Genomic DNA, 23,054 nt, shown 5'->3' on the forward strand with positions numbered 1-23,054 from the left:
GTCTCCCCTGCAGTGGCTCAACCTGTGGGTTTACGTCCGGTCCCCGGTCGAGACGCCCTCACCGGCCGTATATGCGTAACTATCGGGAGTCACAGATGGGCTGAACAGTGTTGAAGTGTTGACGGTTTCAGGAAACACCGAATGGATGAATGGGCAACCAAGCGTGCTCGTCACTTACCGTGTTCGAGCGACCACTTCTCGCGCGGCGGCTGGTGCTCGGTGTACCGATCGAGTACCGCCGCCACGTCCGTGTCGACGATGAGCATGTCCCGATATTCGGGTCGCAGGAAGCCCTGTCCCGCCATGTGGTCGAGGAACCGCAACATGGGCTGGTAGTAGCCGTCGACGTCGAGCAGCGCGATCGGCTTGTCGTGCAGGCCGAGCTGCGCCCACGTGAACACCTCGAACAGCTCCTCGAGGGTGCCCGCGCCGCCGGGCAGGGCGAGGAACGCGTCCGCGAGCGAACCCATCATCGCCTTGCGTTCGTGCAGGTCGGCGACCACGTGGAGGTCGTCGACGCCCTGGTGGGCGATCTCCCGGTCGACGAGACTCTGCGGTATCACGCCGGTCACCCAGCCGCCCGCCCTCAGCGCGGCGTCGGCCAGCACACCCATCGTGCCCATGCGCGCGCCGCCGTAGACGAGCCCGATGCCGCGCTCGGCCAGCGTGCGGCCGACGTGATCGGCGGCGTTGCGATACCTGTCACCGGTGCCTGTGGACGAACCGCAGAAAACACATACGCGCATACACGTGATCACATCACAACACCCCGGGCTTTCATTGCGACCGGGTTGTCTGGTTGAGTGCGACAGCGTGCGACTCATTCTCGACACTGATCCGGGGGTCGACGACGCCCTCGCGATCATGTACCTGGCGGCCCAGGAGGACGCCGAGATCGTTGCCGTCGGCAGCGTCCACGGCAACGTGGCCGCCTCCGTCGGGGCGCTCAACGCGTTGCGTGTCCTGGAGCTGGTCGGGCTGAATCCGCCGGTGGCGGTGGGGGCGGCACGGCCGCTGGCCCAGCCGCTGCAGACGGCCGAGTTCGTGCACGGCCAGGACGGGCTCGGCGGCCACGCCGGCCCGCTGCCGAAGGGCTCCACCGTTGCGGGGTCGGCCGCCGAGCAGATCGTGCGCCTGGCTCGCGAGAATCCCGGCGAGCTCACCCTCCTCGCGCTCGGGCCGCTGACGAACGTCGCGCTCGCCGTGCTGCTCGAGCCCGACTTACCGAACCTGCTCCGCTCGGTCGTGGTCATGGGCGGCGCGGTCACCGTGCCGGGGAACATCACGCCGTACGCCGACGCCAATTTCTTCCACGACCCGGAAGCCGCCGACCTGGTTCTCGGCGCTGGCTTTACGGAACTGATTCTCGTCGCCCTGGACGCCACCGAGCAGGCCCGGGTCGGCACCGACTGGCTGTCCGCGCTGGCGGAGGTCCGCGGTCCGCGCGCGGATTTCGCGAACAAGCTCCTAGACCACTATGGACAGTTCTATTCGAATATGTTCGGCGAGCATTCCTGCACGCTGCACGATCCGCTCGCGGCGGCCATCGCGCTGGACCAGAAGCTGGCCACCTACCGGACGATGCCGCTCGGTGTCGAGCTGACCGGAACGCACACGCGCGGTCAGGTCGTGTCCGATCTCCGGTCCATTTCCAGCGACGCATACATTTCCACGAACGCGGGTACCGGGCGCGTTCCGGTGAAGGTGGCGGACACCGTGGACGTGCCGACTTTCCGCGATCTGATGTTCAAGTCTCTGAAAGGCTGACGCTCAGGCGTTCTTCGTCAGCAGATCGCGCACGTCCGCCGCCCGCGGGTCGCCCAGCTCGTCGAAGATGGAGAACGCCTCGCGCAGCGACTCCAGCGCGAGATCGGCCTGACCGCTGTCGAACAGCACCAGGCCCCGCTTGTGCAACGTCTCCCCCACACCCCACCGGTCGCCGAGCTCGCGTCGGGTGTCCAGCGCGCGCTGGAAGCAGTCGAGCGCGTCGGCCTGCCGGGCGAGCTCGGAGTAGGTCTCGCCGAGCTTGACGAGCGTGTAGCACTCGCCGTAGCTGTCCTCGATGTCGCGGAACAACGCGAGCGCCTGCTCGAGCGCGTCGACCGCGCGGTCGTAGTCGGACAGGCAGCGGTAGGCGTCGCCGACGTTCGCGAGCGCGATGCCCTCACCGTGGCGGTCGCCGACCTCGCGGAAGATGTCCAGCGCCTCGCCGAAGTGCAGCGCGGCCGCGTCGAACCGGCTCTGGTCGAAGCCGATGAACCCGATGCCGGTGAGGCTCCACGCCTGGCCGACCCGGTCGCCCACCTCCGTGCGCAGCGCGCGGGCCTGCATGAAGCATTCCTTGGCCTCGTCGGTGCGGCGCAGCTCGCGGTAGGCGACGGCCAGGTTGTTGAGCACCCACGCCTCGCCGTAGCGGTCACCGGCCCGGCGCGCGCCGAGCACGCCGACCTCGTGCGAGGCCACCCACGCCGTCCACCGTTTGCGCAGGTGGAGGTAGTTGAACGAGCCGGCCGGCAGCTGCCAGGCCGCGACGTTCTCGCCGATCTCGACCGCGGTGCGGGTGGCCGAGGCGATGTTGGTCATCTCGAACTCGCACCAGGCGAGCGCGGACTCGTAGTCGAACTCGGAGACGTCCACCTTGAACGCGGAGGAGTCCAGCACGGGGTCGTGCCGCTGCGGGGCGAGCGCGTGGTTGGCCGCGTAGGTGTTGCGCAGGTACCAGTCGACCATGCGACGCAGCGCGATCAGCCGCTCCTCGTCGGACTCCTCCTCCGCGGCCTGCTCGGCGGCGTACACGCGCAGCAGGTCGTGCATCCGGTACCGGTCGTTGCCCAGGCCCTCGAGGAGGTGCACGCCGGTGAGCCGGTCGAGCACCCGGCGCGCCCGCACGAGGGGCTGGCCGGCCAGCGCGGCGGCCGCGCCGGTGCGGATGTGCGAGCCGGAATGCAGGCCGATCAGCCGGAACATCCGCGCGGCGTCGGCCGGCAGGTCGCGGTAGGACCACGAGAAGACCGTCTTCACCGCGACCGAGTCGTCGGTGGCGAGCGCCTCCAGGCGCTGCTCCTCGGTGGCGAGCTCCTCGACGAGCAGGCTCACCGAGTGGTGCGGGTGCGTGGCCACACGCTCGGCCGCGATCCGCAGGGCCAGCGGGAGGTGGCCGCAGCGGCTGGCGAGCGCGCGCACGGCCTCCGGCTCGGCGTCGGCCCGCTCCTTGCCGATGACCTTGCACAGCAGCGTGGTCGACTCCTCCTCGGCCATGGGACCAAGTGTCATGCGGCGGTCACCCTGGACCGCGAGACCACCGAGGCGCTTGCGGCTGGTCACCACGACGCCACAGCCGGACGAGCCGGGCAGCAGCGGCTCGAGCTGCTGGGAGTCGGCCGCGTTGTCCAGCACGACGAGCACGCGGCGGTCGGCGAGGACCGAGCGGTAGAGCTTGGCGCGTGCTTCGAGTCCGGCCGGGATGACCTCCATCTGCACGCCGAGGGCGGTGAGGAACTCCTCCAGCACCTCGTCGACGACGCGCGGCTGGCCGTCCGGCGAGTAGCCGCGCAGGTCGACGTAGAGCTGGCCGTCGGAGTACTGGTCGGCCACCGAGTGGGCCACGCGCAGGGCGAGCGCGGTCTTGCCGGCGCCGGGCGGCCCGTCGATCGCGACCATCTGCGGGGTGCCGGGCTCGCCCTCGTAGGACAGGATCCCGGACAGCGCGTACAGCTCCGCCTCGCGGCCGACGAACGTGGCGGCCGCGGCGGGCAGCTGGGCCAGCCGGACGGGGCCGCCGGTGGCGGCGGCGAGCGCGATCAGCTGGCCGTCGGCCTCGAGGACCTGGTCGCACTTGCGGGCCAGCTCGGCGGACGGCGGCGCGCCGTGCTTGATCTTGGACAGCCAGCTCGGGGTGTACCCGATGAGGTCGGAGAGACGACGCCAGGACAGGCCGCGCTTGCGCAGCAGCCGCTCGAGCTCATCGGCGAACGGCGAGGTTCCGTCGTCCCGCCTGTCTTGCATGTGCCCACCTAATCAGTCCGGGCCGCCGGACACCAGTCACCGAGCTGCCACGCCTAGTATCCAGTTTTGCACTCCCGGGCGACACCGTTCACACCGCCTGCGGATGCGATTCTGGCAACTCCCTGAGATTTTGTGGACCTCCACACGGGCCTTACCCCCGGTACCCATAGACTTCCGCCCGGCAAGGACGTCAGAGGTCAGGAGGGTGCCCGGTGCCGAGCAACGAGCAGCGTCGGCAGGCAGCCAAGCGCAAGCTGGAGCGCCAGCTCGCCCGCCGGGCGGAACGTGCGAAGCGCCGGCGGATCTGGGGTGTCGGCGCGACCGTCATCGTCGTCATAGCGCTGGTCGGCCTCGTGTTCTGGCTGTCCAACCTGGGCCCGGACGACTCGCAGGCGGCCACCAAGCCGTCGGACACGCCGCCCGCGGAGAAGACCACCGACGGCCCGTGCGGGTACAAGGAGAGCCCCGCCGACAAGCCGGCGAAGGATCCCGGCATGCCGGAGGACCCCAAGGACACGCCCAAGAAGGGCACGGTCAAGGTCGACCTCAAGACCAACCAGGGCGCCATCGGCATGACGCTGGACCGGCAGAAGGCGCCGTGCACCGTGCAGAGCATGGAGCACCTGATCAAGGAGAAGTTCTTCGACGGCACCAAGTGCCACCGGCTGGTCGCGTCCTCCGGTCTCAAGGTGCTGCAGTGCGGCGACCCGAAGGGCGACGGCACGGGCGGCCCCGGTTACGCGATCCCCGACGAGCTGCCGAAGGACCTCACCGAGGCGCCCGGCGGGCAGGCCGGCCAGCCGCTGAGCCTGTACGAGCGGGGCATGCTCGCGATGGCCAACGCCGGGCCGAACACCGGCGGCAGCCAGTTCTTCATCGTGTACGGCGACTCGACCCTGCCGCCCAACTACACGGTGTTCGGCGAGGTCAGTGAGGCGGGCCTGAAGGTCGTCGACAAGATCGCCAAGGGCGGCATCACGGCGGGCAACAGCCCCGAGGACGGTGCGCCGAAGCTGCCGGTGAACATCGAGACCGCGACGGCCACGAGCTAACGGGGGCGGCTGGCAGCGGGCGCGTCGCCGGCCGGTCCCCGCCGAGCCGGCCGCCGGTGGCGTCGGGCCGGGCGGGCTGTCACCGCAGGGCGGCCCGCAGGTGACGCCGGCCGGCATCACGTCGGCGGAGGTCGGCTGAGGCGTTCTTGTCGGTGGTCCCTGCCAGACTGCCCACATGGACGTCTACGCGGAGAAGCCCCTTCGCACCGCACTGCTGCGCTGCGCCTGGTCGCGGCGGGTCTCCGGGGCGTCCGCGTCCCCGATGCGGATCGTGCCGGACGCGTGCGTGGACGTCATGTGGCACCGGGAGTCCGGCCGGTTGTTCGTGGCCGGGCCGGACACACGGGCGCACGTGGCGGCGTCATCGCCCGGCGAGATCGTCGGGGTGCGGTTCCGTACCGGATGCTCCCCCGCCGCGCTCGGCGTGCCCGCGGACGCCTTACGTGACGAGCGGGTCGGCCTGGCCGAGCTGTGGCCCGGCCGCACTGAGCGGCTCGCCGAGGACCTCGCGGCGACACCGTCGACCGAGGCCGCCCAGGCCGTGCTGGGCTCGGCCGTGCTGGCCGGGGTGCGTGCGGGCCCCGACCCCGCGGTCCCGGCGTTGCTGACGCTGGCCCGAGGCGGCACGCGGGTCGGCGCGATGGCCGACGCGATCGGGCTCACCGAGCGGCAGCTGCACCGCCGGTGCCTCGCGGCGTTCGGGTACGGGGCGAAGGCGCTGCAGCGGGTGCTGCGGTTCGACCGGGCGATCCGGCTCGCCCTGGACGGCGCGAGGCTGGCCGACGTCGCGTACCGAGCCGGGTACGCCGACCAGGCACACCTGTCGCGGGAGGTGCGGGCGCTGGCCGGGCTCAGCCCGTCGGAGTACCTCGGGGACCGGGCTGTGGCTCAGGATGCGGAGGTGACCCGGTAGACGTCGTAGACGCCCTCGACGCTGCGCACGGCCTTCAGCACGTGGCCGAGGTGCTTCGGGTCGCCCATCTCGAAGCTGAAGCGGCTCACGGCCACGCGGTCGCGTGACGTGGTGACGGACGCGGACAGGATGTTGACCTTCTCGTCCGCCAGCACCTTCGTGATGTCCGACAGCAGGCGGTGCCGGTCGAGCGCCTCGACCTGGATGGCGACGAGGAACACCGACGAGTCCGAGGGCGCCCATTCCACCTCGACGAGGCGCTCCGGAGAGGCGAGCAGCTCGCCGGCGTTCGTGCAGTCGCGGCGGTGCACCGAGACGCCGCCGCCGCGGGTCACGAAGCCGAGGATGTCGTCGCCCGGGACCGGCGTGCAGCAGCGCGCGAGCTTGACCCACACGTCGCTCGCGCCCTTGACGATCACGCCGGCGTCGCCGGTCGGGCGGCGGCGGTGGACGGTGGACGGCGTGGCGCGCTCGGCGAGCTCGTCCTCGGCGTGCTCGACGCCGCCGAGCAACGCGACCAGCCGCTGCACCACGTGCCGGGCCGAGGTGTGGCCCTCGCCGACGGCCGCGTACAGCGCGCTGACCTCGTTGTAGCGCAGCTCCCGGGCCAGCGCGGCCATGGAGTCCGCCGAGACGAGCCGCTGCATGGGCAGGCCGACCCGGCGCACCTCCTTGGTGATCGCGTCCTTGCCGGCCTCGATCGCCTCTTCCTTGCGCTCCTTGGCGAACCACTGCTTGATCTTGGCGCGCGCGCGGGGCGAGGCGGCGAACGCGAGCCAGTCGCGGGTGGGGCCCGCGCCCTCGGCCTTCGACGTGAAGATCTCGACCACGTCGCCGTTCTCGAGCTTGCGCTCCAGCGCGACGAGCCGGCCGTTGACCCGGGCGCCGATGCAGCGGTGGCCGACCTCGGTGTGCACGGCGTAGGCGAAGTCCACCGGAGTCGAGCCGGCGGGCAGCGTCTGGACGTCGCCCTTTGGCGTGAAGACGAAGATCTCGCGGGCGGCGAGGTCGTAGCGCAGTGAGTCGAGGAACTCGCCCGGGTCCGCGGCCTCTCGCTGCCAGTCGAGGAGCTGGCGCATCCAGGCCATCTCGTCGATCTCGACGGCCTGGCCGTCGTGGGTGCCCTTGGTCTCCTTGTAGCGCCAGTGCGCGGCGATGCCGTACTCGGCCGTACGGTGCATCTCGTGGGTGCGGATCTGCACCTCGAGCGGCTTGCCGTCCGGCCCGATGACCGTGGTGTGCAACGACTGGTAGACGCCGAACCGGGGCTGGGCGACGTAGTCCTTGAACCGGCCGGGCATCGGCTGCCAGAGCGCGTGCACGACGCCCATCGCGGCGTAGCAGTCGCGCACGTCGTCGACGAGGATCCGCACGCCGACGAGGTCGTGGATGTCGTCGAAGTCGCGGCCGCGCACGATCATCTTCTGGTTGATCGAGTAGTAGTGCTTGGGCCGGCCCTCGACCTTGGCGTTGATCCGCGACGCCTCGAGGTGCGAGGTGAGCTCGTCGGTGACCTTGTGCAGGTAGGTGTCGCGGGAAGGCGCGCGGGTGGCGACGAGGCGGACGATCTCGTCGTACTTCTTCGGCTGCAGGATCGCGAAGGCGAGGTCCTCGAGCTCCCACTTGACGGTGGCCATGCCGAGCCGGTGCGCGAGCGGGGCAAGGACCTCGAGCGTCTCGCGGGCCTTCTTCGCCTGCTTCTCCGGCGGCAGGAAGCGCATCGTGCGCATGTTGTGCAACCGGTCGGCGAGCTTGATCACCAGCACGCGCGGGTCGCGGGCCATCGCGATGACCATCTTGCGGATCGTCTCCGCCTCGGCCGCGCTGCCGAGCTGCACCTTGTCCAGCTTGGTGACGCCGTCGACGAGCCGGGCGACCTCCTCGCCGAAGTCGTCGTGCAGGTTCTTCAGCGAGTAGTCGGTGTCCTCGATCGTGTCGTGCAGCAGTGCCGCGACGAGCGTGATCGTGTCCATGCCGAGCTCGGCGAGGATCGTGGCGACCGCCAGCGGGTGGGTGATGTACGGGTCGCCGGACTTGCGCCGCTGGCCGCGGTGGGCTTCCTCGGCGACGTCGTAGGCGTGTTGCAGGAGCGCGAGGTCGGCCTTGGGGTGAAGCTCGCGGTGTACGGCGGCGAGCGGCTCGAGCACCTGCTTGACGGGCGCGGAGCGCTGCGCGGTGATGCGCCTGGCCAGGCGCGCCCGAACCCGCCGCGTGGCCGACGGCGCCCGCGGCGGGGTCTGTGCTGAGGCGGCGTCGGGTTGCGCGCCTGTTTCGACGTTTTGGCTCACTCGCGGCTCCTCTGCCCTGAGAATAGCTGCGAATCGATCCCGGAATGTCCAACGGGTTGGTGCTAACCTGTTGTTGAAGGTTCAACATACGGAGTAGCCCATGTCGATGCCGGTGCTCTACCTCAGCCACGGCGCCCCTCCCCTGGCCGATGACCAGGTGTGGACCGCCCAGCTGGCGACGTGGTCCGCCGACCTGCCCAAGCCGAAGGCGATCCTGATCGTCTCCGCACACTGGGAGAACGCCCCGCTGACCCTCGGCGCCACGACGACCGTGCCGCTGGTCTACGACTTCTGGGGCTTCCCGGATCGGTACTACACCGTGACCTACTCAGCCCCGGGCGCGCCCGAATTGGCCGCGTCCGTCCGAAAGCTACTAGCCGGTCCGGGCATGCCGGTGCACGAGGACCCGGCGCGCGGACTGGACCACGGCGCGTACGTGCCGCTCGTGGAGATGTATCCGGACGCGGACGTGCCGGTGCTGCAGATCTCGATGCCCTCCCTCGACCCGACGGTCCTCATGGAGGTCGGCCGCCGCCTGGCGCCCCTGCGGGACGAGGGCGTGCTGATCATCGGCAGCGGTTTCTTCACCCACAACCTGTCGAAGATCACGATGGCCGACCCGGCGGTGCCGGCGCCGTCGTGGTCGGCGGAGTTCGACATCTGGGGCCAGGAAGCATTGGCCTCCCGGGACTTCGACTCGTTGATCGACTTCCTGCACAAGGCGCCGTCAGGGCGGGTGGCTCATCCGCGGACCGAGCACTTCGCGCCGTTGTTCGTCTCCATCGGAGCTTCGGTCGACGGGGGCGACCCGGTCCGGTCGGTGATCGACGGGTACTGGTACGGGCTCTCGAAGCGATCCGTCCAGTTCGCCTGAGGCCGGTCTCAGGCGCGCGCACCGTCCACGTCGGTGATCGTCACTATCGTGGAGTTCGGGGGCCGGAGGCCGTCGTTGATCTTGATCCGGCGGCCGCCGTGGCCCTGGCACATCGGCAAGTGAGCGACGGCCGGCCGGCGTGCGGCTCAAGACCGCTCGGTCGGCCGTGGAGTCGGGGCTTGCTTCTCTTCGCCTCGGGCTAGATGGCTTGTAGTGCGTGGACTTCGCGGCCCCCCAGGCGCTTCCTGCCGCCCAGTGCCTCCAGCTCCAGCACCACCGAGATCGACACGACCACCGCGCCCGCGTTCTCCAGCAGCTCGCACGTCGCCGCGACCGTGCCGCCCGTTGCCAGTACGTCGTCGACCACCGCGACCCTCGTACCCGGGGTGATGGCCTCCGCCGGGAGTTCGAGGACCGCCGTGCCGTACTCCAATGTGTACTCCACCCGGCCGGCCACCACCGGGAGCTTGCCCGGCTTGCGGATGGGGATCAGGCCGCGATCCATGGCCGTGCTCAACGCGCCGCCGAGCAGAAAACCCCGCGCCTCAACGGGAGCGATCACGTCCACATCGGACGGAATGCCGGCCGCCAGGGCGTCGACGATCGTCGTGAACGCGCTCGGCGACGCGAACACCGGGGTGAGGTCCCGGAACAGCACGCCCGGCTCCGGAAAGTCCGGCACCGTGCGCACCAGCTCCAGCGCACCCGCTACGGAGTCCATCGCTCAGTGGCGCTTCTTGCCCGAGGGCCGGCCACCGTGCTTGCCGGCCGGCCGGCCGGTCTGCTTGCCGGCCGGGCGGCGACGCTGTTCCGCGGCCTTCGGGTTGCGGGTCGGGACGCTCGACGCCGCTGCCATCGCACGCTCCTGGCGCAGCTCTGTCTCCAGCGAGTCCTCGTCGGTCGCGGGAGCCCCGACGGTCAGGTCGCCGTCGGCGTCGTACTGGGGCACCAAGTCGCCGTCGCGCTCGGCGGCCTTGCGGGCGATGTTCTCGCGTCGCGCGTACACCCGGCGGGCCTGCTCCTTGAACTTCGGCTCGCGCATCTTCAGGTCCACCAGGATCGGCGTCGCCAGGGCGATCGACGACAGGGCACCCGCGATGATGCCGGTCAGCTGCACCAGCGCCAGGTCCTGCAGGGTGCCGACACCGAGCAGGCCCACGCCGACGATCAGCAGGCCGAGCACCGGCAGCACCGCGATGAGCGACGTGTTGATCGACCGCATCAGGGTCTGGTTCAGCGCCAGGTTCGCCGCCTCGGCGTACGTCCGCCTCGTCAGGCCGAGCAGCCCGCGGGTGTTCTCCTTGACCTTGTCGAACACGACCACCGTGTCGTACAAGGAGAAGCCGAGGATCGTCAGCAGCCCGATGACCGTCGCCGGCGTGACCTCGAAGCCGACGATCGAGTACACGCCGGCGGTGACGAGTACGTCGTGCACGAGCGCCGCGAGCGCGGCGACGGCCATCCATCGTTCGAAGTAGAACGCAAGGAATATCGTCACCAGCACGAGGAACACGCCCAGCGCGATCAACGCCTGCCGCGAGATCTCGCCACCCCACGACGCGCTCACCGCGCTGTCGCTGATCGCGCGCTCGCTCGGCTGGCCGTCCTGGCCGACCGGCTGCAGGTCGTCGAACAACGCCTTCTTCAGGTCGGCGACCTCGGCGGTGGTCAGCGTCTCCGACTTGATCTGGATGGTCGTGCTGTCGCCGGAACCGACCGTCTGCACGGCCGCCGGCTCCTTGTGCAGCGTGTCGTTGAAGATCTCGGTGACCTGCTCGGTCGAGATCCTGCCGCCGGTGCCCTCGTCGGGCATGGAGATCCGCGTGCCGCCCTTGAAGTCGATACCGAGGTTGAAGCCGCGGAAGATGATCGACGCGAGGCAGACCAGGATCAGGATCGTGAAGAAGAAGTACCAGTACTTGCGCTTGCCGACGACGTCGAACGCTCCGGTACCGACGTACATCCGGTGAAACACGCTCTCCCGCTTGGCGGGAGTGGTGGTGGGAGTCTCGCTCGCCACGTCACGCCTCCTTCACGGCGGGGCCGGCGGGCCTCGCGCGACGCTCGCTCGCCAACCGCTGCACCGCGCCGAGGCCGGAGAACCTCGGGTTGGACAGCATCTTCGACTTGGACGCCAGTGCCACCAGCGGGTGCGTCACGAAGAACACCACGACCAGGTCCAGCACGGTCGACATGCCCAGCGTGAACGCGAAGCCCTTGACCTGACCGACGGCTAGCACGTACAGCACGCCGGCGGCGAGGAACATGACCGCGTCCGCGGACAGGATCGTGCGCCGGGCCCGGACCCACGCCCGCGGCACCGCGGAGCGGAACGTCCGGCCCTCGCGTATCTCGTCTTTCAGACGTTCGAAGAACACCACGAACGAGTCCGCGGTGATACCGATCGCGACGATGAAGCCGGCGACGCCCGCGAGATCGAGGGTGAACCCGATCCAGCGGCCGAGGAGCACCAGCACCGCGAACACGATCACACCGGAGCACAGCAGCGACAGCGCGGTCAGCAGGCCCAGCATCCGGTAGTAGAACAGGCAGTAGACGAACACGAGGACCAGGCCGATCGCGCCGGCGATGAGGCCCGCCTTCAGCGAGGCGAGGCCCAGCGTCGCGGACACGGTCTCCGCCTCGGAGGACTCGAACGACAGTGGCAGCGAGCCGTACTTGAGTACCTCGGCGAGGCTGCGCGCCTCGTCCGGGCTGAAGCCGCCGCCGCTGCCGCCGCTGATCGTGGTGCTGCCGCCGCTGATCGCCTCACGGATCTGCGGCGCCGACACGACCTGGGTGTCGAGCACGAACGCGGCCTGCTTGCCGACGTTGGCCGTCGTGTAGTCGGCCCAGATCCGGCTGCCCTCGCTCTTGAACTCGAGGTTCACCACGTAGCCGGCGCCCTCGGGGTTGACCGAGGAGTTCGCGTCGGAGATCTGGGTACCGGACAGGAAGGACGGGCCGAGGATGTACTTCGCGGTGCCGTCCTGGTCGCAGGCGACCAGCGGCTTGTTCGGGTCGTCGTTGCCGACCAGCGGGTCACCGACGCGGGCGCCGGTACCGGTGCACGTCAGCGCGTCGATCGCGGCCTGCTGCACGGTCTGGTCCGGCTGCACCGTGCCGTCCTTGCTCGGCGCGAGCTGCGGGGCCTGGCGGCACGCCTTGGCGAGCTGGATCAGGTCGCCCGGGGCGATCTCTCTCTCCTTGCCGGCCTTGATGTCGTCGGAGTACGTCTTGAAGTCCTGCTTGTACTGCGCACACGCCTCGAGCGGGTCCTGCGGAGCCGCGTCCGATCCGGACGCCGGCGGCTGCGACGGGGACGACGGCGGCTGCGAGTTCGGCTGTGCCCGCGCCGGCGCCGGGCGGCCCTGCGGCTTGCTGGACGGCGGGTTCGACGCCGCCGGCGGCTGCGTGCCGGAGGTCGGCGGCGGCGCGGTCGTGGAGGCCGGTGGCTGCGAGGGCTGCTGGTCCTGCTGCGGCTGCGCCGGGACCGGCTGGCCGATCACCTCGCGGAACCGCAGCTGGGCGGTCTGGCCGAGGTCCTTGGCCTGCTCGCCCTCCTCGCCGGGCACGGTGATCACGATGTTGTTGCCGTCGAGGACGACCTCAGTGCCCTGGACACCGATGCCGTTCACGCGGGTCTCGATGATCTGCCGCGCCTGCTCGAGCGACTCCTTCGGCGGCACGCCGCCGTTCTCGGTGCGGGCGGTCAGCGTGACGCGGGTACCGCCCTGGAGATCGATGCCGAGCTTCGGCGTCGCCTTGTGATCGGGTGTGGCGAACACCAAGGCGTAGAGCAGAACCACGATGAACAGGAAGAACGCGAGATAGCGCCCTGGGCGGATCTGCCCGGCGGGTGGTGCCACGGTCGGTCGGTCTCCTCGAACTAACTGCGGTCTCGAGACGCGTCCGGGTTTCGGGCGCGTCCGGTCATGAGACTGCGCCCGCACCCGCTACACGTGTGGGTGAGGGCGCAGCGTACCTCCCGTGACGTGAGGCCGGTGTCACACGGTCACGTCACGCTCACGTATGAGGTTACTTCTGCTTGATGTCTTCGGAGTCGGCGGTGTCGCTCTTGACCGGCGGCGGCTCGTTGTTCACGAGCTCCTCGTCGTCATCGACCTCGTCGACGAGTTCCTCGTCGTCCTCGTCGACCGACGGGTTGACCTTCTCGCGGACGGCTGCACGCAGCCACTCGGTCTCGAAACCCGGCGCGATCTCGATCGTGATGGTCGTGTCGCTCGAGGTGTCGGTCACCGTGCCGTAGAGCCCGGACGTGGTCATGACGCGGTCGCCGATGGACAGCGAGTTCTGCAGATCATGCTGCTGCTGCTGCGCCTTGCGCTGGCGCCGGCTCATGAAATACATCATGAGACCGAGCAGCCCGAACATCAGAAGCAAGGGAAGCAGGTCCATTTTTCTCCATCCGTGGGAGTCTTGAATTCACTCTGCGGTGTGCGCAGGTTCACTTTCGAACAGGGTAGGCGGAAGCTGACCCGGGGCGTTAGTCGGGGCAGAGAGCCCGAGATGCGCCCAAGCCGCGGCGGTCGCGACCCGACCCCGCGGTGTTCTCGCGAGCATACCGGCCCGCACCAAGTAGGGCTCGCACACCTCTTCCACGGTAGCGGGCTCCTCGCCGACCGCCACGGCCAGCGTCGAGACGCCGACCGGGCCGCCGCCGAAGGACCGCACGAGCGCGCCCAGCACGGCCCGGTCCAGGCGGTCCAGCCCGAGCTCGTCGACGTCGTAGACCTCCAGCGCGGCGCGCGCGATGTCGCGCGTGATGGAGCCGTCCGCCCGCACCTCGGCGAAGTCGCGCACGCGCCTGAGCAGTCGGTTCGCGATCCGGGGGGTGCCGCGCGAGCGACCGGCGACCTCCTCGGCGCCGTCCGGGCGCAGGTCGACGCCGAGGATCTTCGCCGAGCGGCGCAGCACCTGCTCGAGCTCCTCGGGCACGTAGAACTCCATGTGCGCGGTGAAGCCGAACCGGTCGCGCAGCGGCCCGGTCAGCGACCCGGACCGGGTGGTGGCGCCGACCAGCGTGAACGGCGCGATCTCGAGCGGGATGCTGGTCGCGCCGGGCCCCTTGCCGACGACGACGTCGACCCGGAAGTCCTCCATCGCGAGGTAGAGCATCTCCTCGGCGGGCCGGGCGATCCGGTGGATCTCGTCGATGAACAGCACCTCGCCCTCGACGAGGTTGGACAGCATCGCGGCGAGGTCGCCGGCTCGCTCGAGCGCGGGACCGGACGTGATGCGCAACGAGCTGCCCAGCTCGTGGGCGATGATCATGGCGAGGCTGGTCTTGCCGAGGCCGGGCGGGCCGGACAGCAGCACGTGGTCGGGCGGTGTCCCGCGCCGGCTCGCACCCTGCAGCACGAGCGCGAGCTGCTCGCGGACCCGCGGCTGGCCGACGAACTCGGCGAGCGTGCGCGGCCGCAGGGTGGTCTCGTCGTCCCGCTCCCCCGGCTGCACCAGCGGGGAGAGCGGCTCCTCCTCGGCCCCTGGGTCGATCGCTGGATCGGTCACCGTCTCATCGTGCATGCGCGCCTACCGCTTGCTGCCGAGGGTCGCGAGCGCCTTGCGCAGGACGGTCGGCTGGTCGCCGTGCCCGTTCCCGCCGAGCACGCCGTCGACGGCCTGCTCGGCCTGCTTGGCCGGGAAACCCAGACCCACCAACGCTTCCACGACCTCGCTGCGCACGTGCCCGTTCGGCGTCGGGGCGGACGCCGACGGCAGTGCGCCGACCTTGTCGCGCAGTTCGATGATCAGCCGTTCGGCGCCCTTGCGGCCGATACCGGGCACCTGGGTGAGGACGGTGATGTTGCCGTCCGCGAGGGCCGAGCGCAGCTGCGCCGGGTCGAGCACGGCGAGCGTCGCCATGGCGATCCGCGGCCCGATGCCGGACACGGTCTGCAGCAGCCCGAACAGCTCGCGCGCCTCGGCGTCGGCGAACCCGTACAGCGTCAGCGAGTCCTCGCGCACGACGAGCGCGGTGGCGAGCGACGCCTCGGTGCCCGTGCGCATGGTCGCGAGCGTCGCGGGTGTCGCCTGTACGGCGAGGCCGACCCCGCCGACCTCGACGACGGCGTGGTCCAGCCCGATGGTGAGCACGCGGCCCCGTACCGACGAGATCATCGCATTCCTTTCGCGGCCGCCGACCGAGCCTGAGCGAGCCGGGCCTTGTGCCGCCGGGCGAGCGCGGCCGCCTTCGTCTCGGCCTCGGCGAGCCGGCTGCGCATGGGCATGCGCCAGAGATGGCAGATGGCGAGGGCGAGGGCGTCCGCGGCGTCGGCCGGCCGGGGCTTCTCGGGCAGGTCCAGCAGCCGGGTGACCATGGTGGTGACCTGTGCCTTGTCCGCGCGCCCGGACCCCGTCACGGCGGCCTTGACCTCGCTCGGGGTGTGGAAGGTGACGGGCAGGTTCCGCCGCGCCGCGGCGAGCGCGACGACCCCGCCGGCCTGCGCGGTGCCCATCGCGGTGCGGACGTTGTACTGGCTGAACACCCGTTCCACGGCGACGACGTCCGGCTGGTGCCGGTCGAGCCACTCGTCCACCGCATCGGCGACGGTGAGCAGCCGCGTGGCCAGCTCGGCGTCGGCCGGCGTACGGAGCACGTCGACCTCCACCGCCCGCACGGACCGCCCGACCCCACCGTCCACGACGGCGATGCCGCAGCGGGTCAGCCCGGGGTCCACCCCCAACACACGCATCGGCACCCTTCCCGAGAACATCAGTTCGAAGCCTAGGGGCCCGGCGTCCCGCCGTCGCGCAGCGACACCCGCAGCGACACCCGCAACGTGCGGGCGAGCGTGCCGGCAATGCGGCGCGAGTCCGAACGGGCCTGTCCACTAACCCGGTCGCCGCAGTGAAAGCGCTTCACCAACGTGCTGCCTTGACACTTGTGTTAGAAAAGTCCACAACAGAAATGTAAGCGCTTCCAGTGACGCTTCCCAGGACGGAACGCAGCCATGCCCGCTCGTGAGCGACGGCCGGTCACCATCTACGAGGTGGCCGATCGCGCGGGCGTGTCGATCGCGACCGTGTCGCGGGCGCTGCGGGACTCCGAGCTGGTCGCGCCGTCGACCCGGCGGCACGTCCAGCGCGTCGCCGAGGAGCTTCGGTTCCGGCCCAGCCGGGCCGGGCGGGCGCTCGCCGAGGGACAGCACGCGGCGAACGGCATCGTCTTCCCCGACCTGGCGGGGCCCTACTACGCCGAGGTCGTCCTCGGCTACGAGGAGGTCGTCGCCGAGCTCGGGCGCAGCGTGCTGATCCTTGCGACCCAGGGACGCGCGAACGCGGCCGACCTCGTGCACGAGCTCGCCGGCCGGGTCGACGGCATGGTGATCATGGGACGCACGGTCGGCGACTCGACCGTGGCCCGCATCGCCGACACCGGCCTGCCCCTCGTCCTCCTCGCCCGGCCACCCGTCGGGCTGGTGGACACCGTCACCGCCGATAACGAGGACAGTGCGCGGGCACTCACCGCGCACCTGATCGGGCACGGCTACCGCCGGTTCGACTTCCTCGGCGACCCCGGCCAGTCCCCCGACGTCGCCGGCCGGCACGCCGGCTTCGTCACCGCGCTCGCCGACGGCGGGCTCGACGTGCCGGCGAAACCCGTCCGCTGCGCGTTCGACGTCAAGGCCGGCTACACCGCGGCGCGGGAGACCCTGCGCCGGCGAAACCGGCCCGAGGCGCTCGTGTGCGCCAACGACGAGGTCGCCCTCGGCGCACTGCGCGCCGCGGAGGACCTCGGCCTCGCCGTGCCCGGAGACCTGGCGATCACGGGCTGGGACGACATCATGGCGGCCGATTATGCCCGGCTGACCACCGTCCACCAGTCGATGCGCGAGCTCGGCGCTACCGCGGCCCGCTGGCTGGACCAGCGGATCTCCGGCACCTCACCCGGAGTGCGCCGCGAAGTACTTCCCACCCGGCTGGTGATCCGGACCAGCTGCGGGCCCCATGACAACGAACGCTGAGAACCAACCGGAGGTAAGGATGACTCGACCGAACAGGCGGACCGTACTGCTGGCCGCCGTGACGGCGGTGGCGCTGGCCGCATCGGCCTGCGGCCGCGACTCCGGGGGAGACGAGGGCGAGGCGGGCGAGAAGGTCGCGCAGGGCAAGGCGACCGGCAACATCACGGTGTGGGCGATGGGCACCGAGGGCGAGAAGCTCTCCGCGCTCGCCGACGACTTCATGAAGGAGAACCCGGACGCCAAGGTGACCGTCACCGCGGTGCCGTGGGACGGCGCGCACAACAAGATCGCCGCCGCGATCGCCGGCCAGCAGACGCCGGACGTGACGATGCTCGGCACCACGTGGATCGGTGAGTTCGCCAAGACCGGTGCGCTGGACGTGACGCCGCCGGACTTCGTGAACAAGGACGACTACTTCCCCGGCGCCTGGGAGACCGGCGTCGTGGACGGCAAGTCCTACAGCGTGCCGTGGTACGTCGAGACCCGCCTGCTGTTCGTCAACAAGGCCGTCGCCGAGAAGGCCGGCATCACCGAGGCCCCGAAGGACTGGGACTCCCTCAAGCAGGCCTTCAAGGACATGCAGGCCAAGGGTGGCGCCAAGTGGGGCACCTACTTCCAGCCCGGCCAGACCGGTGCCTGGCAGAGCGTCGTGCCGTTCGTCTGGCAGAACGGCGGCGACATCTGGGACGGCAAGGAGTTCACGCTCGACTCCCCCGAGGCGACCGAGGCCTTCGAGTTCTACGGGTCGCTCTACAAGGAGGGACTGTCCTCCAAGGACCGGCTGCCCGACGGCGAGCAGGAGCCGAAGCTGCTCAAGGGCGAGATCGGCTCGTTCGTGTCCGGACCGTGGCACATCGGCCTGCTGAACGACCTCGGCGGCGAGGGCAAGTACGAGCTGTGGCCCATGCCGAGCGGTCCGGGCGACGCGACCTCGTTCATCGGCGGCAGCAACATGTCCGTGTTCAAGAACAGCAAGAACCGCGACTCCGCCTGGAAGTTCGTGTCGTATCTGATGAAGCCCGAGGTCCAGGTCAAGTGGTACGAGACGGTCAACGACCTGCCGGCCGTGCAGTCCGCGTGGGACGACCAGAAGCTCTCCGGTGACGAGATGCTGAAGACGTTCGGCGACCAGCTGGACAAGGCCAAGGCGCCGCCGTCCATCCCGACCTGGGAGCAGATCGCCGCCGGCATGGACACCGAGCTCGAGAAGATCGCCAAGGGCACCGAGTCCGCCGCGGACGCCGCCAAGGCGATCCAGGCGCAGGCCACCTCGATCGGCACGGGCGGCTGATCATGGCCACCCGGCCCGGGTTGATGTCCCGAGCGCTGACCGGCTGGGGCTTCGCACTCCCGTTCGCCGTGCTGTTCCTGGTCTTCACCGCGGGGCCCGTCGTGGCCTCGCTGGTGATGAGCCTGACCGACCTCGGCAGCGCCGACCTGCTCGACCCGCTCGGCGTCGACATCGTCGGACTGGACAACTACGCACGGCTGTTCGCGGACCCGAAGTTCGTCACGGCCGCGGTCAACACCACGATCTTCGTGGTCGTCGGCGTCCCGCTGACGATGGCCCTGTCGTTGCTGGTCGCGCTCGGGCTCAACTCCGGGCTGATCAAGTTCCGGGCCCTGTTCCGGGTCGGCTACTACCTGCCGGTCGTCACGAGCATCGTGGCGATCTCGGTGGTGTGGCGGTTCATCCTGCAGCCGGACTCCGGGCTGCTGAACACGATGCTCGGCTTGGTCGGGATCGACGGGCCGAACTGGCTGCAGACCCAGTCAACCGCGTTGCCCACGCTGATCGTGATGGGTGCGTGGCGCAACCTCGGGTTCGGCATGGTCATCTTCCTGGCCGGCCTGCAGGCGATCCCCAAGGAGCTGTACGAGGCGGCGACCATCGACGGCGCGCGGAAGTGGGCGCAGCTGCGCTTCATCACCGTGCCGATGCTGCGGCCGACCGTCCTGTTCGTCGCGGTGATCACGACGATCGGCTACGTGCAGTTCTTCGAGGAGCCGTTCGTGATGACCCGCGGCGGCCCGCTCGACTCGACGCTGTCGCTGGCCTACCACACGTACAACCAGTTCGGCTTCGGCAACTACGGCTACGCCTCGGCGATGGGCTACGTGCTGTTCGTCGTCGTGGTGCTGTTGTCGATCGCCTGGTTCCGGCTGCTGAGGAACAACGTTGACTAGCGCACTGGACACCCGTACCGAGACCCTGCCGGAGGGGCCGCCCCGCCGCCGGGCCGGCGACGACCTGCGCTCACGCGACCACGTCGCCCGCGTCGTGCTGCACGTCGTGCTCGGCGCCGGGCTCGTGGTGATGATCGGCCCGTTCATCTGGATGGCGCTCGCGTCGTTCAAGACCGAGGGCGAGATCCGTGCCGACCCGCCGACGTTCTTCCCGCAGAACGGCACGCTGGACAACTACCACACGCTGTTCACCCGGCTGGACTTCCCGACGTACTTCACGAACTCGGTCGTGGTCGCGGTCGTGACGACGGTCGGCAACCTGCTGTTCTGCTCGGCGGCGGGCTACGCGCTCGCGAAGCTGGCCTTTCCCGGCAAGCGGGTGCTGTTCCTCATCGTGCTCGGCACGATCATGGTGCCGAGCGTCGTGACGATGGTCCCGCTGTTCGTGCTGTCCAGCAACCTCGGCCTGGTCAACTCGCTCGCCGGGCTGATCCTGCCGTTCCTGGCGCAGGCGTTCGGCGTGTTCCTGATGCGCCAGTTCATCCTGTCCATTCCGGACGACCTGCTGGAGGCGGCCCGCATCGACGGCGCGAGCGAACTGCGGATCTACTGGCAGATCGTGCTTCCGCTGTGCCGCCCGGCGCTCGCGACCCTCGGCATCCTCACGTTCCTGGCCTCCTGGAACAACTTCCTGTGGCCGCTGGTCGCGGCGACCACGGAGGACAAGTACACGCTGCCGGTCGCGCTCGCCCTGTACGCCATCGGGCAGAACCAGACGCGGTACGACCTGCTGCTCGCGGGTTCGGTGATCATCGTGCTGCCCGTGCTCGTCGTGTTCCTGTTGCTGCAACGCCACTTCGTCCGTGGCATCGCCACCACCGGTCTCAAATGAGGAAGGTTCCCTGATGGCCCGATTAGTAGCTGTCCGCAAGCTGGCCCTCGCCACGGGGCTCGCCGTCGCGCTGGTCGCGACGCTCGGGCCGGCCGCCGGTGCCGCCCCGGACGACCGCGAGATGGTCGCCGCGGAGCAGGACCGCCAGGCGACGCTGATGCGCGACACCTGGAAGTCGTTCACCGCGATGGTCGCGCCCGAGACCGGGCTGCCGTCGGACAACATCAACGGCAACCTCGACCCGGCGTCCCGGTCGGCGTACACCTCGCCGACGAACGTCGGGGCCTACCTGTGGTCGGCGATCGTGGCCGAGGACGCCGGCATCATCGGCCGCGAGGAACTCGTCTCGCGCACGAAGAAGACGCTGGACTCGCTCGGCAAGCTCGAACGACACCCGGCGTCGGGCCAGTTCTACAACTGGTACAACCCGGCGACGCTGGAGAAGCTGCGCGTGTGGCCGGAGGACGGGTCCACCGTCTACCCGTTCCTGTCCAGTGTGGACAACGCGTGGATGGCGTCGGCGCTGATGGTCGTGCGCAACGCCGTCCCGGAGGTGCGCGCGCAGGCACAGAAGCTGCTCGACCCGATGGACTTCAACTTCTACTACGACCCCGCGGGCAGGTCGCCGGACGTGCGGGCCGGCCTGATGCGCGGCGGGTTCTGGGACGAGCAGCCGCCCGGCTGCTCGATCGTCGGCAACTACCCCGGGCACGGACCGGACGTCTGGTACACCTGCCACACGTACGGCAACTTCGCGAGCGAGACACGGATGATCTCCTACGTGGCGATCTCGCTGGGCCAGGTGCCGCCGGAGCACTACTTCGTGCCGTGGCGGACGTTCCCGGACACCTGTGACTGGGGCTGGCAGGAGCAGAAGCCGGCCGGGCAGTTCGTGGACTACATGGGCATCCCGGTGTTCGAGGGCCAGTACACCTACCGCGGGCTGAAGTTCATCCCGACGTGGGGCGGGGACATGTTCGAGGAGCTGATGCCGGACATGTTCGTGCCGGAGGTCAAGTGGGGCAAGAAGTCCTGGGCCCGGCAGCACTCGGTGTACGTGCGCGGCCAGATCGAGCACGGCCTGAACGACGCGAAGTACGGCTATTGGGGCTTCTCGCCCGCGTCCAACCCGGCAGGCGGGTACCGCGAGTACGGCGTGGACATCATGGGCCTGGACACGCCGGGCTACACGAGCGACCAGGAGCGGACGTCGGTCGACGTCGGGTTCGAGGGCTGCCGCGACGCGCAACCGCTGCCGGCGTCCTACGGCGACGGTGTGGTGACGCCGCACGCGGTGGTGCTGGCGCTGCCCTACCAGCCGAAGGCGGCGCTGGCCGAGCTCGCGAAGCTGCGCCGGGACTTCGACTCCTACGGGCCGGGCGGCTTCTACGACTCGATCGCCGTGCGCAGCGGCACGGTGGCGAAGCGGTACCTGGCGCTCGACCAGGGCATGATCATGGGCGCGCTGGGCAACCTGCTCGGCCATGACCTGCTGCGGAACGCCTTCACCAAGGGCGGCGCGGACAAGCACCTGCGCCCGCTGATGGCCATGGAGGAGTTCAACCTCCCGGCGCACCAGTAGGACCCGTGCCGGAGGCGGCAACCCCCTCACCGCCTCCGGCACACCTGCTTGTCACGAGTGGCTGGCGGGTGCGCGTCGCCGGCCCGATCTCACATGGTTCCGGGCGAGATGGCGGGCCGCGTGATCGCGCCCGGCATCGGGTAGACGTCGATCGTGCCGAGGTCCTCGCGGATCACCGGGTCGCCCGCGCGGATCGCGAGGACGTCGGCCTCGGAGTCGGCCTCGACCACGGCGATGCCCCACGCACCCGCCGGGTCCAGCACCGGTCCGAACGCGACCGCGATCCCCTTGTCCAGCAGGCCCTGCCAGTACGCGACGTGCTCGCCCATGACGGCGGCCTCGTGCTCGGTCATCGAAACCGGCAGGTCCGGCTTGTACGACACGAACTTGTAGGCGTAACAACTCACGGCAACCTCCCCAGCGCCCGCTCGGCGGCGGCCGCGGCGGCGAGGCCACCGAGGATCATGGCCCAGCCCTGCGCGTAGGCGCCGCTGTTGTAGCCGCCCGGGAGCGCGCAGTCCTTGCCCGCCTGCTCCTCCGACAGCGCGTCCCACCCGCGGTGCTCGAGCGCGACCCGGGTGAGTGCGGGGCCGAGCGCGGTGAACGTCAGCTCCACCTCGGTGGGTTCCGGGGTCGCGGTCCAGTTCAGCGTGAACCCCGACGGCGGTGCCCAGGCGATGATCGTGCCCCAGCCGACCTCGGTGCCGTCGTGCCAGGTCTCGTAGACCCGGCCGCCGAGGTGGGCCTCGAACGTCACGTCGGCGAGGTCCTCCTGGCCGGCGGAGATCCGCCGGGGCCACCACAGCCCGATCGTGCGGACGAAGACGTCGAAGGTGTGCTCGATGTCGCTGCGTACCAACGTGTCCTGGCGAACGGGGGGCCGCCGCAGCTTGACGACGGTGCTGTCAGGTTTGGTCATCACGTTCCTCGCCGGTGTTCTTCGCCGGACCGTCCGCGGTCTCGGCTGCGTCGCGGAAGTGGCGGAGCACCAGGCCCCAGAGCCGCTCCAGCCGGCCGCGCCGCTCGTCGAGCGGGTCGGGTCCGCGGGTCCGCCGCAGGCGCTGCCATCGGGACTGGCCGCGCGGCGGCCGGTCAGCCGGCACGGCCGGCCTCATCCTGTTCCTCGTCGTCGCCGAGGCCGTGTTCAGCCTCGACCAGGCGGCGGGCCGTGTCCAGGGCGCCCGCCCACATCTCGTCCAGGAACTCGCGCAGCCCGGCCAGGCCCTCGGGCCGCGCCCGATAGAGCCGCCGGGTGCCGTCGCGGGGGGGGGGG

At 70.2% G+C, this 23,054-nt stretch carries 23 protein-coding genes and 1 pseudogene; 9 read left to right on the forward strand and 15 right to left on the reverse strand.

What is annotated here, in order from left to right:
* Positions 1-170: 170 nt before the first annotated feature.
* Positions 171-746 (reverse strand): LOG family protein, encoded by a 576-nt coding sequence (locus tag VH969_RS15745; RefSeq protein ID WP_331974733.1) that lies wholly within the window; start codon positions 744-746, stop codon positions 171-173.
* Positions 747-813: 67 nt separating this feature from the next.
* On the opposite strand from VH969_RS15745, the gene VH969_RS15750 reads away from it, so the two are divergent.
* Positions 814-1,767 carry a nucleoside hydrolase gene (locus tag VH969_RS15750; protein WP_331974735.1) on the forward strand — a complete coding sequence of 318 codons (954 nt, stop codon included), beginning with the start codon at positions 814-816 and terminating at the stop codon, positions 1,765-1,767.
* Positions 1,768-1,770: 3 nt separating this feature from the next.
* On the opposite strand, the gene VH969_RS15755 is transcribed toward VH969_RS15750, so the two are convergent.
* On the reverse strand, positions 1,771-4,005 hold the full coding sequence (locus VH969_RS15755) for a tetratricopeptide repeat protein (protein WP_331974737.1): 2,235 nt from the start codon (positions 4,003-4,005) through the stop codon (positions 1,771-1,773).
* Between the two features lie 212 nt (positions 4,006-4,217).
* On the opposite strand from VH969_RS15755, the gene VH969_RS15760 reads away from it, so the two are divergent.
* Together VH969_RS15760 and VH969_RS15765 are read left to right on the forward strand one after the other, a co-directional pair.
* Complete coding sequence (locus tag VH969_RS15760; protein WP_331974739.1) at positions 4,218-5,057, forward strand: peptidylprolyl isomerase; 840 nt, start codon at positions 4,218-4,220, stop codon at positions 5,055-5,057.
* A 175-nt stretch (positions 5,058-5,232) separates the two neighbouring features.
* Positions 5,233-5,970, forward strand: coding sequence for a helix-turn-helix domain-containing protein (locus tag VH969_RS15765; RefSeq protein ID WP_331974741.1), 738 nt, complete (start codon positions 5,233-5,235; stop codon positions 5,968-5,970).
* Here the strand turns inward: VH969_RS15765 and VH969_RS15770 are convergent.
* Entirely contained in the window at positions 5,946-8,258 is a 2,313-nt protein-coding gene (locus VH969_RS15770; RefSeq protein WP_331974743.1) for a RelA/SpoT family protein, read from the reverse strand. The two genes, VH969_RS15765 and VH969_RS15770, sit on opposite strands and share 25 nt — an antisense overlap.
* A 100-nt stretch (positions 8,259-8,358) precedes the next feature.
* Here VH969_RS15770 and VH969_RS15775 point away from each other — a divergent pair, with 100 nt between their 5' ends.
* Positions 8,359-9,132, forward strand: a complete 774-nt coding sequence (locus tag VH969_RS15775) for a dioxygenase family protein (RefSeq protein WP_331974745.1) — start codon at positions 8,359-8,361, stop codon at positions 9,130-9,132.
* Positions 9,133-9,331: 199 nt separating this feature from the next.
* Here the strand turns inward: VH969_RS15775 and VH969_RS15780 are convergent, their stop codons facing one another.
* The 8 genes from VH969_RS15780 to VH969_RS15815 all read right to left on the reverse strand — a co-directional run bounded on the left by VH969_RS15780 (position 9,332) and on the right by VH969_RS15815 (position 16,018).
* A complete protein-coding gene (locus VH969_RS15780) occupies positions 9,332-9,853 on the reverse strand; it encodes an adenine phosphoribosyltransferase (RefSeq protein WP_331974747.1) in 522 nt (173 codons plus the stop codon).
* 3 nt (positions 9,854-9,856) lie between these two features.
* The gene (gene secF / locus VH969_RS15785) at positions 9,857-11,095 is read right to left on the reverse strand and encodes a protein translocase subunit SecF (protein WP_331974779.1); all 1,239 of its coding nucleotides are present in this window, start codon (positions 11,093-11,095) and stop codon (positions 9,857-9,859) included.
* A gap of 58 nt (positions 11,096-11,153) precedes the next feature.
* Complete coding sequence (secD, locus tag VH969_RS15790; protein ID WP_331974749.1) at positions 11,154-13,001, reverse strand: protein translocase subunit SecD; 1,848 nt, start codon at positions 12,999-13,001, stop codon at positions 11,154-11,156.
* A gap of 169 nt (positions 13,002-13,170) precedes the next feature.
* Positions 13,171-13,551: a preprotein translocase subunit YajC gene (gene yajC, locus VH969_RS15795; protein WP_331974751.1), complete on the reverse strand. Its 381-nt coding sequence runs from the start codon at positions 13,549-13,551 to the stop codon at positions 13,171-13,173.
* 27 nt (positions 13,552-13,578) lie between these two features.
* Positions 13,579-14,679 (reverse strand): Holliday junction branch migration DNA helicase RuvB, encoded by a 1,101-nt coding sequence (gene ruvB, locus VH969_RS15800; protein ID WP_331974753.1) that lies wholly within the window; start codon positions 14,677-14,679, stop codon positions 13,579-13,581.
* 6 nt (positions 14,680-14,685) lie between these two features.
* Positions 14,686-15,273, reverse strand: coding sequence for a Holliday junction branch migration protein RuvA (gene ruvA, locus VH969_RS15805; protein WP_331974755.1), 588 nt, complete (start codon positions 15,271-15,273; stop codon positions 14,686-14,688).
* On the reverse strand, positions 15,270-15,848 hold the full coding sequence (ruvC, locus tag VH969_RS15810) for a crossover junction endodeoxyribonuclease RuvC (RefSeq protein WP_331974757.1): 579 nt from the start codon (positions 15,846-15,848) through the stop codon (positions 15,270-15,272). The genes ruvA and ruvC overlap by 4 nt, the downstream gene beginning before the upstream one ends.
* A 32-nt stretch (positions 15,849-15,880) precedes the next feature.
* On the reverse strand, positions 15,881-16,018 hold the full coding sequence (locus VH969_RS15815) for a hypothetical protein (RefSeq protein ID WP_331974759.1): 138 nt from the start codon (positions 16,016-16,018) through the stop codon (positions 15,881-15,883).
* A gap of 88 nt (positions 16,019-16,106) precedes the next feature.
* On the opposite strand from VH969_RS15815, the gene VH969_RS15820 reads away from it, so the two are divergent.
* Genes VH969_RS15820 through VH969_RS15840 form a run of 5 tightly spaced genes read left to right on the forward strand, consistent with a single transcriptional unit; the run spans position 16,107 to position 21,781 of the window.
* On the forward strand, positions 16,107-17,120 hold the full coding sequence (locus VH969_RS15820; RefSeq protein ID WP_331974761.1) for a LacI family DNA-binding transcriptional regulator: 1,014 nt from the start codon (positions 16,107-16,109) through the stop codon (positions 17,118-17,120).
* 19 nt (positions 17,121-17,139) lie between these two features.
* Positions 17,140-18,411 carry a sugar ABC transporter substrate-binding protein gene (locus VH969_RS15825; protein ID WP_331974763.1) on the forward strand — a complete coding sequence of 424 codons (1,272 nt, stop codon included), beginning with the start codon at positions 17,140-17,142 and terminating at the stop codon, positions 18,409-18,411.
* A gap of 2 nt (positions 18,412-18,413) precedes the next feature.
* The gene (locus tag VH969_RS15830) at positions 18,414-19,307 is read left to right on the forward strand and encodes a carbohydrate ABC transporter permease (RefSeq protein WP_331974765.1); all 894 of its coding nucleotides are present in this window, start codon (positions 18,414-18,416) and stop codon (positions 19,305-19,307) included.
* Complete coding sequence (locus VH969_RS15835; protein WP_331974767.1) at positions 19,300-20,199, forward strand: carbohydrate ABC transporter permease; 900 nt, start codon at positions 19,300-19,302, stop codon at positions 20,197-20,199. Before VH969_RS15830 ends, VH969_RS15835 begins: the two co-directional genes overlap by 8 nt.
* Positions 20,200-20,212: 13 nt before the next feature.
* Positions 20,213-21,781, forward strand: coding sequence for a glucoamylase family protein (locus VH969_RS15840; protein WP_331974769.1), 1,569 nt, complete (start codon positions 20,213-20,215; stop codon positions 21,779-21,781).
* A gap of 89 nt (positions 21,782-21,870) precedes the next feature.
* Here VH969_RS15840 and VH969_RS15845 read toward each other — a convergent pair whose 3' ends face one another.
* From VH969_RS15845 to VH969_RS15860, 4 genes and pseudogenes are all read right to left on the reverse strand, one after another.
* A complete protein-coding gene (locus tag VH969_RS15845; RefSeq protein WP_331974771.1) occupies positions 21,871-22,188 on the reverse strand; it encodes a YciI family protein in 318 nt (105 codons plus the stop codon).
* Entirely contained in the window at positions 22,185-22,700 is a 516-nt protein-coding gene (locus VH969_RS15850) for an SRPBCC domain-containing protein (RefSeq protein ID WP_331974773.1), read from the reverse strand. Before VH969_RS15850 ends, VH969_RS15845 begins: the two co-directional genes overlap by 4 nt.
* Positions 22,687-22,884 (reverse strand): hypothetical protein, encoded by a 198-nt coding sequence (locus VH969_RS15855; RefSeq protein WP_331974775.1) that lies wholly within the window; start codon positions 22,882-22,884, stop codon positions 22,687-22,689. The genes VH969_RS15850 and VH969_RS15855 overlap by 14 nt, the downstream gene beginning before the upstream one ends.
* A pseudogene (locus VH969_RS15860) lies at positions 22,874-23,054 on the reverse strand (hypothetical protein); the annotation flags it as partial. The gene VH969_RS15855 and the pseudogene VH969_RS15860, both read right to left, overlap by 11 nt.

Origin of the sequence: Actinophytocola sp. (assembly GCF_036555685.1) — a bacterium.
In the GTDB taxonomy this organism is placed as follows: domain Bacteria; phylum Actinomycetota; class Actinomycetes; order Mycobacteriales; family Pseudonocardiaceae; genus Actinophytocola.